This is a genomic window from Glaciihabitans tibetensis (assembly GCF_003003265.1).
Classification (GTDB): domain Bacteria; phylum Actinomycetota; class Actinomycetes; order Actinomycetales; family Microbacteriaceae; genus Glaciihabitans; species Glaciihabitans tibetensis.
Map to the genome: position 1 here is coordinate 285,707 of NZ_PVTL01000002.1, position 15,161 is coordinate 300,867.

14 protein-coding genes are annotated in these 15,161 nt (G+C 64.2%); 13 read left to right on the forward strand and 1 reads right to left on the reverse strand.

Features of this window, described 5'->3' with window-relative positions:
• Positions 1-130: 130 nt before the first annotated feature.
• The 3 genes from rho to prmC are packed head-to-tail and all read left to right on the forward strand — an operon-like array spanning position 131 to position 4,794.
• Positions 131-2,824: a transcription termination factor Rho gene (rho, locus tag B0I08_RS05150; protein WP_245884569.1), complete on the forward strand. Its 2,694-nt coding sequence runs from the start codon at positions 131-133 to the stop codon at positions 2,822-2,824.
• A complete protein-coding gene (prfA, locus tag B0I08_RS05155; protein ID WP_106210501.1) occupies positions 2,825-3,904 on the forward strand; it encodes a peptide chain release factor 1 in 1,080 nt (359 codons plus the stop codon).
• Positions 3,905-3,906: 2 nt separating this feature from the next.
• Positions 3,907-4,794, forward strand: a complete 888-nt coding sequence (gene prmC / locus B0I08_RS05160) for a peptide chain release factor N(5)-glutamine methyltransferase (RefSeq protein WP_425432987.1) — start codon at positions 3,907-3,909, stop codon at positions 4,792-4,794.
• A gap of 379 nt (positions 4,795-5,173) precedes the next feature.
• Here prmC and B0I08_RS05165 read toward each other — a convergent pair whose 3' ends face one another.
• Positions 5,174-5,818: an HAD family hydrolase gene (locus B0I08_RS05165; RefSeq protein WP_106210503.1), complete on the reverse strand. Its 645-nt coding sequence runs from the start codon at positions 5,816-5,818 to the stop codon at positions 5,174-5,176.
• Positions 5,819-5,952: 134 nt separating this feature from the next.
• Here B0I08_RS05165 and B0I08_RS05170 point away from each other — a divergent pair, with 134 nt between their 5' ends.
• The 10 genes from B0I08_RS05170 to atpD all read left to right on the forward strand — a co-directional run bounded on the left by B0I08_RS05170 (position 5,953) and on the right by atpD (position 15,159).
• The gene (locus B0I08_RS05170; protein WP_106210505.1) at positions 5,953-6,630 is read left to right on the forward strand and encodes an L-threonylcarbamoyladenylate synthase; all 678 of its coding nucleotides are present in this window, start codon (positions 5,953-5,955) and stop codon (positions 6,628-6,630) included.
• On the forward strand, positions 6,627-7,946 hold the full coding sequence (locus B0I08_RS05175; protein WP_106210507.1) for an MraY family glycosyltransferase: 1,320 nt from the start codon (positions 6,627-6,629) through the stop codon (positions 7,944-7,946). The genes B0I08_RS05170 and B0I08_RS05175 overlap by 4 nt, the downstream gene beginning before the upstream one ends.
• The gene (locus tag B0I08_RS05180) at positions 7,943-8,380 is read left to right on the forward strand and encodes a Cg1360 family ATP-synthase-associated protein (RefSeq protein ID WP_106210509.1); all 438 of its coding nucleotides are present in this window, start codon (positions 7,943-7,945) and stop codon (positions 8,378-8,380) included. The genes B0I08_RS05175 and B0I08_RS05180 overlap by 4 nt, the downstream gene beginning before the upstream one ends.
• A 183-nt stretch (positions 8,381-8,563) precedes the next feature.
• Positions 8,564-9,376 (forward strand): F0F1 ATP synthase subunit A, encoded by an 813-nt coding sequence (gene atpB / locus B0I08_RS05185; RefSeq protein WP_483866721.1) that lies wholly within the window; start codon positions 8,564-8,566, stop codon positions 9,374-9,376.
• A gap of 52 nt (positions 9,377-9,428) precedes the next feature.
• Positions 9,429-9,659: an ATP synthase F0 subunit C gene (gene atpE, locus B0I08_RS05190; protein ID WP_106210513.1), complete on the forward strand. Its 231-nt coding sequence runs from the start codon at positions 9,429-9,431 to the stop codon at positions 9,657-9,659.
• Positions 9,660-9,670: 11 nt separating this feature from the next.
• Positions 9,671-10,228 (forward strand): F0F1 ATP synthase subunit B, encoded by a 558-nt coding sequence (locus B0I08_RS05195; RefSeq protein WP_106210515.1) that lies wholly within the window; start codon positions 9,671-9,673, stop codon positions 10,226-10,228.
• Between the two features lie 6 nt (positions 10,229-10,234).
• Complete coding sequence (locus tag B0I08_RS05200; protein WP_106210517.1) at positions 10,235-11,029, forward strand: F0F1 ATP synthase subunit delta; 795 nt, start codon at positions 10,235-10,237, stop codon at positions 11,027-11,029.
• A gap of 33 nt (positions 11,030-11,062) precedes the next feature.
• Positions 11,063-12,700, forward strand: coding sequence for a F0F1 ATP synthase subunit alpha (atpA, locus tag B0I08_RS05205; protein WP_106210519.1), 1,638 nt, complete (start codon positions 11,063-11,065; stop codon positions 12,698-12,700).
• A 53-nt stretch (positions 12,701-12,753) separates the two neighbouring features.
• On the forward strand, positions 12,754-13,656 hold the full coding sequence (locus B0I08_RS05210) for a F0F1 ATP synthase subunit gamma (RefSeq protein WP_106210521.1): 903 nt from the start codon (positions 12,754-12,756) through the stop codon (positions 13,654-13,656).
• A gap of 18 nt (positions 13,657-13,674) precedes the next feature.
• On the forward strand, positions 13,675-15,159 hold the full coding sequence (gene atpD, locus B0I08_RS05215; protein ID WP_181243239.1) for a F0F1 ATP synthase subunit beta: 1,485 nt from the start codon (positions 13,675-13,677) through the stop codon (positions 15,157-15,159).
• Positions 15,160-15,161 lie beyond the last annotated feature (2 nt).

Consider the following 15,161-nt stretch of genomic DNA (forward strand, 5'->3'; position numbering starts at 1 on the left):
TCTAACTAGCAATCGCTAACCCGCAGATCTGTTCCTGCACAGTGTTCCTAGCACCCACGCAGGACTGCGAACGAGCGATCCGCTCACCTCTGAGATGTTCAGTGCTCAGAGTCGAAAGGAATCCTTTTTCGTGACTGATGTCAATGTCCGTGCAGTGAGCACGGACTCACGCCCCCTGAGCGCCCTTCGCCTTCCCGAGCTTCAGGCTCTGGCCAGCGAGCTGGGCCTTGCCGGCGCCTCCAAACTTCGCAAAGGAGCACTCGTGGACGCGATCAACGAGATCCAGAACACCACCATCGATGCCGGATCGGCCGACCAGGCCCCGGCCGCGGAGCAGACTGTTCCGACAGACGACCCCGCAGCTGCACCGTCGGCCGACGTCGCCGTCGAGGCGCCTGCAGCAGAAGCGCCTGCGGCAGCTGCGCCTGCAGCAGACGTGCCCGCAGCTGAGCTGCCCGCCTTCGAGGCGCCCGTCGCTGAGACGCCCATCGCCGAGACCATTGTCGTGCCGGCTGGGGATGTCGACGCCGCCTCAGTAGAGGTGCCTGTCGCTGAGGTGCCCGTCGCCGAAGTGCCTGTTGCCGAGGTGCCGGCCGAGCCTGCCGCCCCGGTTGCTGCTCCCACCCGTAAGCGTGCACCCCGCCGAGCAAATACTGCGGACGCGCTGGCTAAGGCTGCCGCCGCAGCATCCGCCCCCGCCGCATCCGCCCCGGAGACGGACTCCGCCCCGGCAGCCGCCCCCGCCGACGCTGCGCAGACAGAAGATGTTTCGAGCAAGGTCGCTTCGAGCGAGGCCGCTTCGAGTGACGTTGCTTCGAGCGACGGTGCTCCGGCCGAGGCCGTTGCTGCCGACGAGCCCGCTGTTGCGACCCGCCCCCGCCAGACCCGCTCTCGCGCATCGCGTGCCGCCAAGGCACCGGCCGCCGACGTCGCGGACATCACCGTTGAGTCGCCGGTCTCGGCCGGGTCTCACGTCGCACAGGCAGAATCCGGCCTCGACACGGTCCCGACCGACGATGGCGCGTCCGCTGGGCAGGCCACCGAACAGAGCGACGACCAGGCTGAGCAGACCGACCAGGCCGGGCAGGCCCCGACTCGCAACTCGCGTGGTCGCAACCGCAACCGCGGAGACCGCCAGGCCGCTGCAGAGGCACGCAACGCCGAGGCCCGTAACGCAGAGCCCCGTAACGCAGAGCCCCGTAATGCCGAGCCCCGTAACGCAGAGCCCCGTAACGCCGAGCCCCGTAACGCCGAGCCTCGCTCGACCGACGACCTTCTCGACGGTGTGCGCCCGGCAAATGGTCGCGACAACGCGCGTTCCGAGCAGCGCGACAACGCTCGCAACGCCGAGCCCCGCGACAACCAGCGCAATGGTGACCCGCGTGACAACCAGCGCAATGGTGACCCGCGTGACAACCAGCGCAACGCTGAGCCCCGCGACAACCAGCGCAACGCTGACCCGCGTGACAACCAGCGCAACGCTGACCCGCGCGATGGCGGCCGCGACAACCGTGATGGTGGTCGCATCAACAACGACGGACGCAGCGAGCGCCAGCAGCAGCAGCTTGAGACAGAAGACCGCGGCGGACGCAACCGCTACCGCGACCGCAAGCGCGGACGCGGGCCGGTCGGCGACGACTTCGAACCCGAAATCACCGAAGACGATATTCTCATCCCCGTCGCCGGAATCCTCGACGTGCTCGACAACTACGCATTCGTGCGCACCAGCGGGTACCTTCCCGGGGCGAACGACGTGTACGTGTCTCTCGGTCAGGTCAAGAAGTACAACCTCCGCAAGGGTGACGCCGTTGTCGGCGCCATCCGCCAGCCGCGCGAGGGCGACAACAGCCAGGGCCGCCAGAAGTACAACGCGATCGTGCGCATCGACTCGATCAACGGCCTGCCCGTTGAAGAAGCCGCCAACCGAGTCGAGTTCGGCAAGCTGACGCCGCTCTACCCGCAGGAGCGCCTGCGCCTCGAGACCGAGTCCGCGAAGCTCTCGACCCGCATCATCGACCTCGTGTCGCCGATCGGTAAGGGCCAGCGCGGCCTCATCGTCTCCCCGCCGAAGGCAGGAAAGACGCTCGTTCTCCAGGCCATCGCGAACGCGATCGCCAAGAACAACCCCGAGGTGCACCTCATGGTCGTCCTGGTGGACGAGCGCCCCGAGGAAGTCACCGACATGCAGCGCACGGTGAAGGGTGAGGTCATCGCCTCGACCTTTGACCGTCCCGCAGAGGACCACACCACCGTGGCCGAGCTCGCCATCGAACGCGCCAAGCGCCTCGTTGAGCTCGGACACGACGTCGTTGTGCTCCTCGACTCGATCACCCGCCTCGGCCGCGCCTACAACCTGACGGCTCCGGCTTCGGGTCGTGTGCTTTCCGGTGGTGTGGATTCGTCCGCGCTGTACCCGCCGAAGCGTTTCTTCGGAGCCGCGCGCAACATCGAGGAGGGTGGCTCGCTCACCATCCTCGCCACGGCTCTGGTGGAGACCGGGTCCAAGATGGACGAGGTCATCTTCGAGGAGTTCAAGGGCACCGGCAACATGGAACTGCGCCTGTCCCGCCAGATGGCAGACAAGCGCATCTTCCCCGCGGTCGATGTCAACGCCTCCGGTACTCGCCGGGAAGAGATGCTCATGGGCGTCGACGAGGTCAAGGTCACCTGGAAACTGCGTCGTGCCCTCGCCGGCCTCGACCAGCAGCAGGCGCTCGAGATCGTTCTCGGCAAGCTCAAGGAGACCTCTTCTAACGTGGAGTTCCTCATGCAGATCCAGAAGTCACTTCCCGCTCCCAGCGGCTACAACCACAAAGAGGACTAGATGTTCGAGTCAGTAGCCACGCTGCTGGCCGAGCACGAGGAACTCCAGGACCAGCTCGCTGACCCGGAACTCCACGCGAACCCGGCCAGGTCGAAGAAGGTCAACCGGCGTTATGCCGAGTTGTCCCGCATCGTCGCCGCGTACCACGAGTGGCGCCAGGTGACGGACGACGTCGCCGCCGCACAGGAAATGGCGTCGGAGGACGAGTCCTTCGCCGCCGAAGTTCCGGTGCTCGAGGAGGATCTCGCCAAGAAAGAGGAGACGCTGCGGCGCCTGCTCATTCCGCGGGACCCCAACGATGGTCGCGATGTCATCATGGAGATCAAGATGGGGGAGGGCGGTGCCGAATCGGCGCTGTTCGCCGCCGACCTGCTTCGCATGTACCTCCACTACGCCGAGTCCAAGCGTTGGAAGACCGAGATCATCACCTTCACCCAGAGCGATCTGGGCGGGTACAAAGATGTTCAGGTTGCCATCAAGGGAACCTCGACCGACCCCGCGGAGGGTGCCTGGGCGCACCTCAAGTACGAGGGTGGGGTGCACCGAGTGCAGCGGGTGCCCGCCACGGAGTCGCAGGGGCGCATTCACACCTCCGCCGCCGGCGTACTCGTTTTTCCCGAGGTCGATGAGCCGGAGGAGGTCGAGATCAGCCAGAACGACCTGAAGATCGACGTCTACCGCTCGAGCGGTCCCGGTGGCCAGTCCGTCAACACCACCGACTCCGCCGTGCGCATCACCCACCTTCCGACCGGAATCGTTGTGGCGATGCAGAATGAGAAGTCGCAGCTGCAGAACAAAGAGGCCGGTATGCGCGTTCTGCGGGCGCGCATTCTTGCGCGTTATCAGGAAGAGGCAGACGCCGAGGCATCCGTCTTCCGCAAGAGCCAGATCCGCACCATGGACCGGTCCGAGCGAATCCGCACCTACAACTTCCCGGAAAACCGCATCGCCGACCACCGCACCGGATACAAGGCCTACAACCTGGACGCGGTGATGAACGGCGCCCTCGAGCCCGTCATCCAGTCGTGCATCCTTGCCGATGAAGAGACCCAGCTGGCCGATATCGGTTCGGAAGCGTGAGTCTGACGCTGGAACCAACCCGTCACGCTGAGCCTCAGCCACTCGCCCTCGCGGTGGCTGAGGCAACCGCTCTGCTCGAGCGTGCCGGCGTGCCGTCTGCGCGGGTAGATGCGGAGTTGCTCATCGGCCATATTCTCGGGCTCAGCCGGGGCCAGGTGCAGGCGAAGTCGATGATGGATGCCACGGTGCCAGCATCGGACAACGCCCGCTTCACGGCCTACGTGGAGCGCCGTGCCGCACGTGAGCCGCTGCAGCACATCACCGGCAAGGCCCCGTTCCGGTCGATGGAGCTATCAATCGGACCCGGCGCTTTCGTGCCGCGGCCCGAGACCGAACAGGTAGCGCAGTTCGCGATCGACGCGCTGCGGAGCGTGCCCGGGCCACAGCCGGTGGGCGTCGACCTCGGTACCGGCAGTGGCGCTATCGCGCTGGCAATGGCGACTGAAGTGCCGCATTCGAAGGTTTGGGGAGTCGAGAACTCCCCGGAGGCGTACATCTGGGCGCGGCGCAACCTGGCGGAGACCGGGGCGCACAACGCAACCATGATCTTCATTGATCTGGCCGACGCGCTGCCCGAACTCAACGGCACGGTCGACGTCGTCATCTCCAACCCGCCGTACATTCCGCGCGACGCGATCCCTCGCGACCCGGAGGTGCGCCTGTTCGATCCGGAGCACGCGCTCTACGGCGGCGAGGATGGGCTCGACGTGGTGCACGCGGTATCGGCAACCGGGCTCCGGCTGCTTCACGCGGGCGGAACCCTCGTCATGGAGCACGGCGAGATGCAGGGTGCGGCGATTGCGGCACTGCTGCGCGCCGACGGCTGGAACGCGGTGGCCACCCATCGCGACCTCCTCGGACGCGACCGCGCCACCACCGCGCTGCGCTGACTCCGCTGCGTCAACCGCGCCACCGCAACCGCAACTGAGCGCAACCGTGCCATCGCAACCGCGCTGACCGCAACCGCGCCACCGCAACCGCGCTGACCGCGTCAAATCGACCCGCAAGCGGCCACCTCCGCGCACCCGACGACGCTGCCGCCTGGAATCCTCTCCGATCCGCGCGCTCAAGCCGAAGTGACGCGTGTGGTCGCTTGAAGTTGACGAGCAGCGACTAACCGAGACTCTTCGCGACCGGCAGGCGACCGATCGGGACACCTCGGCCGCGGCGACCCGACTAATTGGGACACTTCAGAATTCGGGCAGCGACACATCGTGACACCTCACATTCGCAGCGACACATCGTGACTCCGCGGAAGTGGTACCGACTCTATAACGCCGTGGTGCTGCCCACGAGCGCGGTGCCTCGGGACATCGCGAATTCGTCGATGGCCGCGCACATCCCTTCGGCGGTCAGAAACTGGTGGGCCGAGATACCGATACTCGCTGCGCCCGCCACGTTGATCGCGAGGTCGTCAGCAAAGAATGCGTCCTCGGCGGCGATGCCGTAGCGGGCGAGAACGTTGGAGAAGACCTGAGGGTCGGGCTTGCGTGCCCCATACGCGCTCGAGGTCAGCAGGTGTTCGCCGAACACGGGCGCGAGCGCGGGGGCCAGTACGCCGAGGCTTTCTCCGACGAGCGCGCCGTTGTTCGTGAGGAGGGTGACCTGGCCGTACCGGCGCGCGCGGGCCGCGGCCGCAATGGAATCCGGCCACGGCGTCATCGCCTCGCCGCGAATCCGCACCCACTCGTCTTTGGTGATCGTGGTGTCCATCGCGTCGCTGAACGCCGCGATGTATTCGTCTCCCGTGCGGAAAGCTCCCGCCTCCGCTTGCACCTCGCGCCCGGCATCCCACCACCGCGCCCGCACTTCGGCAGGAGGAAGCCCGGTCGCCGCGCTGAGCCCGGCTATGCGACGGTCCCACTCGTAGCCGTAGAGCACATGGTCCATGTCGAAGATGAAGAGCAGAGTCACGGTGTCCTCGGGTTGGGCGGCGAGTCATAGCGACGCGGCGGCGAGCCATAGCGACGCGGCGGCAAGACACGCTGGCCGCGGCACAACGCTATCGCGACTGTCACCAAGGTGCTGGCAGCTACGATGGATACGACATGGCTCCTCTCTTCGACTGCTCGGTAGACACCGAGCTTCTGACCGGTATGCGCCTCGCTCGGGTCGCACTCGGCCGCGGCGAGGTCGTTGTGATCCCCACCGACACCGTCTACGGGGTCGCCGTCGACGCGTTCCAACCGGCAGCGGTGCAGCGACTTCTTGACGCGAAAGGCCGTGGACGGCAGGCGCCACCGCCAGTGCTCGTGCCGGGGATTCCGACTCTCGACGCTCTGGCGGAAACCGTGCCGGACGAGGTGCGCGCACTCGTCGACGCGTTCTGGCCCGGCGGCCTCACCATCATTCTTCCCGCCCGCACCTCGCTGACCTGGGATCTCGGCGACACGCACGGCACCGTGGCCCTGCGAATGCCGTCGCATCCCATCACGCTCGAGATCCTGTCCGAGACCGGCCCGCTGGCGGTGTCGAGCGCGAACCGAACCGGCCAACCCGCCGCGACCACCGCCGCGCAGGCGTTGGATGCCCTCGGTGACAGCGTCTCGGTGTATCTCGAAGCGGGTCCGGTCGGGAGCGACTACCCGGGTGCGCTCGAACGCGGTTCGACCATCGTCGATGCGACCTCGCTGCACCTCCCCGAGGGCCGACTGCGTGTGGTTCGCCACGGCGTCATCTCGGACGAAGCGCTTCGCGACATTGTCGGAGCGGACCGAATCGGATGAGGTATTACCTTCTGGCGGCGGCCGTGTCCGCCGCGGTCACGTTCGCGTTCGCCTTCCTGATCCTCCGGCTCAGCCACAAGTACCGGCTGTACCCAAAGATCCGCGAACGCGATGTGCACACGCGCCCCACACCGCGCCTCGGGGGACTCGCGATGTTCCTCGGAGTGGTCGCGGCAATCGCGCTCTCCTCCCAGGTCGCCGAACTGAGCCTCGTCTTCTCCGACGAACGAAAGATCTGGGGCGTCCTCGGCGCGGCCTTTGTGATTGTTGTCATCGGTGTCGTTGACGACATCTGGGACCTCGACTGGTTGACGAAACTCGCCGGGCAGATCATCGCGGCCGGCATCCTCGCCTGGGGCGGTGTACAGATCGCCAGCCTGCCCATCGGCGGAATTCTTCTGGTCTCCCCGCTGCAATCGCTGATCATCACCGTGCTCGCTGTCGTGCTCGTGATGAACGCGGTCAACTTCATCGACGGTCTCGACGGTCTTGTCGCCGGCGTTGCCGTGATCGCCAACGGTGTCTTCTTCGTCTACACCTACATCCTGCAATCCGGGGGAGCGGCCGAATACTTCAACCTCGCGTCCCTGGTCACCGCGGTTCTCATCGGTGCCTGCCTCGGGTTCCTTCCGCTCAATTTCCATCCGGCGAAGCTTTTTATGGGGGATGCCGGGGCGCTGCTAGTAGGACTGCTGATGGCAGTTTCCGCGATCTCCGTCACCGGCCAGATCGATCCGGCCGCCGTGTCCGGCCGCGAGTTCGGTCGTGGTGACCTGGTGCCCGCGTTTATCCCGATAGTGCTGCCGTTCGCGATCCTGGTGGTCCCGCTCGTGGACTTCTGCCTCGCGGTGCTGCGCCGACTGCGTGCCGGCAAATCGCCCTTCAGCGCTGACCGGTTGCACTTGCACCACCGACTTCTCGATATGGGTCACAGCCACCTGCACGCCGTGCTGATCTTCTACTCGTGGACGGCCGTTGCCTCGGTGGGCTGCCTCACCTTTATGTTCGTCCCCTGGTACGCCGGGCTGAGTTTTCTCGTTATCGGGTTCGCCGTCGCCAGCATCGTCACCCTTGCTCCGCTCAGCCGCCGCAAGCGGCTTGAAGCCAGCGCGCAGTCCATCGCGGTCTCGGACGGTGGTGCCGAGCCGTCAATTGCCCAGCTGGACCCGTTGGATGCCGCTGCCGAGTCCACCGACGGCACGTCGCTCGACGTCGCGGCGGCCGAGAAAATACTGAAGCGCCATGACAGCGCCCCGATGCTCGGCCTCGCCGGATCGGACCCCACACAAGAGACGCCATCAAAGGAGCCATCGTGAACGCCAGCCAAATTCTCACCAAGGTGCTGAAATACACGGGTCTGCTCGCGGTTCTGCTGATCGTGGTCGGCGGAACCATCGGCTACCTGGTCGACGGAACGGACGGGCTCGCCAGCGTCCTGCTCGGCACCGCCGTGGCGATCCTGTTCTCGGCCGTGACGGCGATCAGCATGATCGTCGCGATCAAGTTCGAGATTGTCGCCTTCTTCGGCATCGTGATGGGGTCGTGGCTACTCAAAATGGTGTTGTTTATCGTCGCCCTCGTGCTACTGCGCGACCAGAGCTTTATCAACGACGTGGCGTTGTTCATCTCGCTCGTGGTGGCCATCATCGGCACCGTCGCGATCGACGCTCTGGTGGTCACGAAGTCGCGGATGCCGTACGTGAGCGAGGCATCTCTGCCGGGTCAGACCACGCCGGATGACCAGGCCTGACGGCGCCTCTCGTCCGCCGCGCCGCAAGGCGCTTCCGATTAGTGGTGACTAGCTATCTCTTGATAGTGTTCAAGTGATTCTTCGTGCGCCGGTGCTTGTCTGGCCACGAATAGGCCCCAAAGACAATCCGCGTACGCTTCGGCATGTGCCCTGAAACAGGAGATAGCGCTGTTATATAACGCTGTGAGCCAGCTCCTCCCATTCGCCGTAGAGCACGAGGATGACGGTTCTTTCCATGCCCCGGGTATGGGTGAGTTCCTCGGACTTCCCGCCCTCTTCTTCGAAGGCACTCCCTTCGAGATCAACCGCATCATTCTGGTCCGCCTTATAGCGGTTGCAGTGATGCTTCTGCTGTTCTGGCTGGGTCTCCGCAAGGCCCGTCGGGTTCCCACCCGCGGCCAGTCGATCGCCGAAATGGCGATGGAGTTCGTCAAGGTGCAGATCGCCGACCAGATCCTCGGGGAAAAGTTCGGACGGCGCTACCTGCCGATCCTCGCCTCGCTGTTCTTCGGCATCATCGCCATGAACCTGACGGGTCTGATCCCGTTCTTCAACATGGCGGGCACCGCGATTATCGGTGTTCCCCTGACGCTGGGTCTGTTCGCCTACGTGGTGTTCATTCACGCGGGAATCAAGGAACTCGGCGCGCGCAAGTTCTTCAAGAACTCGCTCTTGCCGAGCGGCGTGCCGGTGCCGATCTATCTGATCCTGACGCCGGTTGAGTTCCTCAACATCTTCATCGTCCGGCCGTTGTCGCTTGCTTTGCGACTTCTGCTGAACATGATGGTCGGGCACCTTCTGCTCGTGCTGTGCTTCGCGGCAACGCACTTCTTCTTCTTCACTGCCGATGGCTGGCTCAGCCTCTTCGGGGTGGGAACCCTGCTCGCCGGGTTCATTTTCACGCTCGTCGAGCTGCTTGTTGCGGCTCTGCAGGCGTACGTCTTCACCCTCCTCACCGCTGTCTACATCCAGCAAGCCGTAGCAGAAGAACACTGAGAACGACGGGACCGCCGACCGGCGGGCCCGCCCAACGAAAGGAAACATCACAGTGGATACCACCACTCTCGCCGAGATCTCCGGCAACATCGCGACCGTTGGTTACGGCCTTGCCGCGATCGGCCCTGGTATCGGTATCGGTATCGTCGCAGGCAAGACCGTCGAGGCAATGGCGCGCCAGCCCGAGATGGCTGGTCGCTTGCAGACCACCATGTTCATCGGTATCGCGTTCACCGAGCTCCTCGGCTTCATCGGCGTCGCAACCTTCTTCATCTTCCAGTAAGGCGCGTCTAGATGACTCAGATCTCAATGGCAGCGGAGGAGACGGGCTCAAACCCGTTTATTCCTGCCGACTATGACATCATCTGGTCGATCATTCCGTTCGCGATCATCCTCGCGGTTTTTTGGTTCTTCGTGGTTCCGACCTTCCGTCGGATTCTTGATGACCGTGCAGCCGTAATCGAGGGCGGAATCGCGAAGGCGGAGTCGGCCCAGGCCGAAGCCGCCGAGGCACTCGCCGCGTACAACCTCCAGCTTGCTGAGGGTCGCGCGGAAGCTGCTCGCATCCGTGAAACAGCCCGCACCGAAGGCGCGCAGATTCTTGCGGAGCTCAAGGAGCAGGCGTCTGTCGAGTCCGCTCGCATTCTCGCCAACGCCCAGGTCCTCATTGAGGCGGAGCGCCAGGCGGCGCTCGTCTCATTGCGTGCCGAAGTTGGTTCGTTGGCGATTGACCTCGCATCCGGGGTCATTGGCGCGAGCATGAGTGACGACGCGCAGGCGTCGGCGATCGTGGACCGCTTCCTCGCCGAGCTGGAATCATCCGAAAACAGCAACGACCAGGCAAAGGCTTAGAAACAAATGGGTTCAGCTACGAGAGAGGCACTGGCTTCGGCGGTCGCAACGCTCGAAACCGTGCGGGGCACCGATGACCTGGCGACCGGAGAGCAGTTGCTCCGTGCCGCCCAGATCGTGGGCACCTCGTCGCAGCTGCGTGCTGCTCTCGCCGACAAGTCCGCAGATGGCGATGCCAAGCGCGGAGTTGTGCGAGCCCTCTTTGGCTCCTACACAGCAGCAGCACAAGACGTGCTCGTGTCTGCCGTTGCGGGTCGTTGGTCCAGCGAAGACGACCTTCTCGCCGGCTTGGAAGAGCTGGGCATTCGTGCCTTGGCTTCTTCCGCCGGTGAGGGTGTGTCCATCGAGGCAGAGCTGTTCGAGTTCGAGCGAGCGGTCAACTCCGACTCGGCTCTGGAGCTCGCGGTCGGCAGCAAGCTCGGGTCAACCGAGTCGAAGGTCGATCTCGTCCAGTCGCTTCTGGGTGGCAAGGCGTCTGCTCAGACCGTGCTGATTGTGCGGCACCTCGTTTCGCAGCCCCGGGGTCGTCGTATCAGCGAACTCCTTCGCTCCGCGACATCCACCGTTGCATCCCAGGCTGGTCTCGCCGTCGCGACTGTGACGTCGGCAACCCGTCTGGCCCCGGCCCAGGTGGAACGGTTGGCGCAGGGGCTCGCAGGCCAGTACGGCCGCGGCCTTCGTATCAACCAGATCATCGACCCTTCGCTTATCGGTGGACTTCGGGTGCAGATCGGTGACAATGTCATCGACGGTTCCATCGCCACCAAGCTCAACGACCTCAGACTTCAGCTCGCTCGCTAGCGCGCTTCGATACTTACAGGAGTAAGGAACACAATGGCAGAACTCACCATCAGCCCGGATGAAATCCGCGATGCGCTGAAGGACTTCGTCAAGGGCTACGAGCCCGGCAAGTCAGCCACCACCGAGGTCGGTCACGTTACCGACTCCGCCGATGGAATCGCCCACGTTGAGGGTCTCCCCGGCGTGATGGCGAACGAGCTGGTCACGTTCTCCGATGGAACCCTGGGCCTCGCCCAGAACCTCGAAGAGAGCCAGATCGGTGTTGTTGTACTCGGTGAGTTCACCGGTATCGAAGAGGGCCAGGAAGTGACTCGCACCGGCGAGGTACTCTCCGTGCCCGTCGGCGACGCTTTCCTTGGCCGTGTGGTTAACCCGCTGGGTGCTCCCATGGACGGACTTGGCGAGATCGTCACCACCGAGCGTCGCGCGCTGGAGCTTCAGGCTCCCGGCGTGATGCAGCGCAAGAGCGTGCACGAGCCCATGCAGACCGGAATCAAGGCAATCGACGCCATGATCCCGATCGGCCGCGGCCAGCGCCAGCTCATCATTGGTGACCGCCAGACCGGTAAGTCGGCCATCGCGCTCGACACCATCATCAACCAGAAGGCCAACTGGGAGTCCGGCGACCCCAAGAAGCAGGTTCGCTGCATCTACGTCGCCATCGGACAGAAGGGGTCGACGATCGCGGGTATCAAGAGCGCGCTCGAAGACGCCGGAGCCATGGAGTACACCACCATCGTGGCCTCTCCTGCATCCGACCCTGCCGGCTTCAAGTACCTCTCCCCGTACACCGGTTCGGCCATCGGCCAGCACTGGATGTACCAGGGCAAGCACGTCCTCATCGTTTTCGACGACCTGTCGAAGCAGGCCGAGGCCTACCGCGCTGTGTCGCTGTTGCTGCGCCGTCCGCCGGGACGCGAGGCATACCCCGGTGACGTGTTCTACCTGCACTCTCGTCTGCTCGAGCGTTGCGCCAAGCTGTCCGACGAGCTCGGCGGCGGCTCGATGACCGGTCTTCCGATCGTTGAGACCAAGGCGAACGACGTCTCTGCGTACATCCCGACGAACGTGATCTCGATCACCGACGGCCAGATCTTCCTGCAGTCGGACCTCTTCAACGCCAACCAACGTCCCGCTGTTGACGTGGGCATCTCGGTGTCCCGCGTGGGTGGCGACGCCCAGTTCAAGTCGATCAAGAAGGTCTCGGGAACGCTGAAGCTCGAACTGGCTCAGTACCGTTCGCTCGAGGCCTTCGCGATGTTCGCGTCCGACCTCGATGAGACAAGCCGTCGCCAGCTCGGCCGTGGCGCCCGCCTGACCGAGTTGCTCCGCCAGCCGCAGTACTCGCCCTACCCGGTCGAGGACCAGGTTGTCTCGATCTGGGCCGGCACCACCGGCAAGCTCGACGAGGTTCCGGTCGAGGACATCCTGCGCTTCGAGCGCGAGCTGCTCGATCACGTCGGACGTAACACCGAGATTCTCACGACCCTGCGCGAGACCAACGTGCTGAGCGACGAGACCGTAGCCGGTCTCGAAGAAGCCGTTGCCGCGTTCAAGCTTGAGTTCCAGACGGGTGAGGGCAAGCCGCTCGCCTCCGTTGGCGTCGAGCAGTTCGACGAGATCGACCCGAGCGAAATCGCCCGGGAACAGATCGTCCGCCAGAAGCGCTAACGCGTCTCTGACATCGACTCGCTCGTTCACCGACAACAAGGAAGATAGAACACATGGGATCGCAACTTCGGGTCTACCGGCAGAAGATTCGCTCTGCCCAGACGACCAAGAAGATCACCCGGGCCATGGAGTTGATCGCTGCTTCGCGAATTCAGAAGGCGAAGCAGCGACTCGCAGCCTCCGTGCCGTACTCGAGCGCGGTCACCCGCGCCGTGTCCGGTGTGGCGACATTCTCTAACGTCGACCACATCCTCACCACGGAGCCGGAGAAGGTCGAACGCGCAGCGGTCGTCATCTTCTCCTCCGACCGCGGACTCGCGGGCGCGTTCAACACGAACGTGCTTCGCGAGGCCGAGGAACTCAGCACGCTCCTGCGTAACCAGGGCAAAGAGGTCGTCTACTACCTCGTCGGGCGCAAGGCGGTGGGCTACTTCAGCTTCCGCGGTCGCGAATTCGAGCGCTCCTGGACCGGCGAAACCGACAACCCAACCGTCGCTACCGCCCAGGAAATCGGCAACGCGCTGGTTGAGAAGTTTCAGGCCGACCAGGTTGACGGCGGCGTCGACGAGATCCACATCGTCTACAACCGCTTTGTCAGCATGTTGACGCAGCAGCCCCTCGTGATCCGGCTTCTTCCGCTGGAGATCATCGAGGGTGTCGAAGAGCCGGCCGAACATGAGCTGCTCCCGCTGTACGACTTCGAGCCGAACGCGGCGACGGTGCTTGACGCGCTTCTCCCCGTGTACATCGAGAGCCGTATTTTCACCGCCATGCTCCAGTCGGCTGCGAGCAAGCATGCCGCCACGCAGAAGGCGATGAAGTCGGCAAGCGATAACGCGGACAAGCTCATCAAGGACTACACGAGACTCTCCAACAACGCTCGACAGTCCGAAATTACCCAGCAGATTTCCGAGATCGTGGGCGGCGCAGACGCCCTCAGCTCGGCAAAGAAGTAATACAGAGATAGGGAAGCCATGACTACCACAGCCCCCGCCGCCGCAGAGGCGGCTGCGACGAACAACGCCGGTGCGAGCACCGTCGCCGGAGTCGGTCGCATCGCCCGGGTCACCGGCCCCGTCGTCGACATCGAGTTCCCCCATGACTCGATCCCCGAGATGTACAACGCGCTCAAGACGACGATCACCATCGGCGACGAGAGCAACGAGATCACGCTCGAGGTTGCCCAGCACCTCGGTGACGACCTCGTGCGCGCCATCGCCCTGAAGCCGACCGATGGTCTGGTTCGTGGCCAGGAAGTTCGTGACACGGGCTCGCCCATCACGGTCCCGGTCGGCGATGTCACCAAGGGCAAGGTCTTCAACGTCATCGGTGAGGTTCTCAACGGCGAGCCCGGCGAGAAGTACGAGTTCACCGAGCGTTGGTCCATCCACCGCAAGCCCCCGGCGTTCGACCAGCTCGAGTCCAAGACCGAGCTCTTCGAGACCGGTATCAAGGTCATCGACCTTCTCACCCCGTATGTCCTGGGTGGAAAGATTGGTCTCTTCGGTGGTGCCGGTGTTGGCAAGACCGTTCTGATCCAGGAGATGATCCAGCGCGTTGCGCAGGACCACGGTGGAGTTTCCGTGTTCGCCGGTGTTGGCGAGCGCACCCGTGAGGGCAACGACCTCATCGCCGAGATGGAAGAGGCGGGTGTCTTCGACAAGACCGCCCTAGTCTTCGGCCAGATGGACGAGCCGCCGGGAACGCGTCTGCGCGTCGCGCTGTCCGCGCTGACGATGGCGGAGTACTTCCGCGACGTCAAGAAGCAGGACGTGTTGCTCTTCATCGACAACATCTTCCGCTTCACGCAGGCTGGTTCCGAGGTTTCCACTCTCCTCGGCCGTATGCCTTCCGCGGTGGGCTACCAGCCCAACCTCGCCGACGAGATGGGTGTGCTCCAGGAGCGCATCACCTCGACGCGTGGTCACTCGATCACCTCGCTGCAGGCGATCTACGTCCCCGCGGACGACTACACCGACCCCGCCCCGGCAACGACCTTCGCGCACCTCGACGCAACTACGGAGCTCAGCCGTGAGATCGCATCGAAGGGCCTGTACCCGGCCGTTGACCCGCTGACCTCCACCAGCCGTATCCTCGACCCCCGCTACCTGGGTGCCGACCACTACCGCGTTGCGACGAGCGTCAAGCAGATCCTCCAGAAGAACAAGGAACTGCAGGAAATCATCGCCATCCTCGGTGTCGATGAGCTCAGCGAGGAAGACAAGATTGCCGTCTCCCGTGCACGCCGTATCCAGCAGTTCCTGTCGCAGAACACCTACATGGCGAAGAAGTTCACCGGTGTCGAGGGCTCGACGGTTCCGCTCAAAGACACCATCGAGTCGTTCGACGCGATCGTCCGCGGAGACTTCGACCACGTTGCCGAGCAGGCGTTCTTCAACGTCGGTGGAATCAACGACGTCGAAGAGCAGTGGGCACGTATCCAGAAGGAAAACCGCTAACC

What these genes read in the sequence shown, in the direction of transcription:
- prfA (WP_106210501.1), top strand. Translation starts at nt 2,825, where the DNA reads ATGTTCGAGTCAGTAGCCACGCTGCTGGCCGAGCACGAGGAACTCCAG.
- B0I08_RS05170 (WP_106210505.1), top strand. Translation starts at nt 5,953, where the DNA reads ATGGCTCCTCTCTTCGACTGCTCGGTAGACACCGAGCTTCTGACCGGT.
- B0I08_RS05175 (WP_106210507.1), top strand. Translation starts at nt 6,627, where the DNA reads ATGAGGTATTACCTTCTGGCGGCGGCCGTGTCCGCCGCGGTCACGTTC.
- B0I08_RS05195 (WP_106210515.1), top strand. Translation starts at nt 9,671, where the DNA reads ATGACTCAGATCTCAATGGCAGCGGAGGAGACGGGCTCAAACCCGTTT.
- B0I08_RS05200 (WP_106210517.1), top strand. Translation starts at nt 10,235, where the DNA reads ATGGGTTCAGCTACGAGAGAGGCACTGGCTTCGGCGGTCGCAACGCTC.
- atpA (WP_106210519.1), top strand. Translation starts at nt 11,063, where the DNA reads ATGGCAGAACTCACCATCAGCCCGGATGAAATCCGCGATGCGCTGAAG.
- B0I08_RS05210 (WP_106210521.1), top strand. Translation starts at nt 12,754, where the DNA reads ATGGGATCGCAACTTCGGGTCTACCGGCAGAAGATTCGCTCTGCCCAG.
- atpD (WP_181243239.1), top strand. Translation starts at nt 13,675, where the DNA reads ATGACTACCACAGCCCCCGCCGCCGCAGAGGCGGCTGCGACGAACAAC.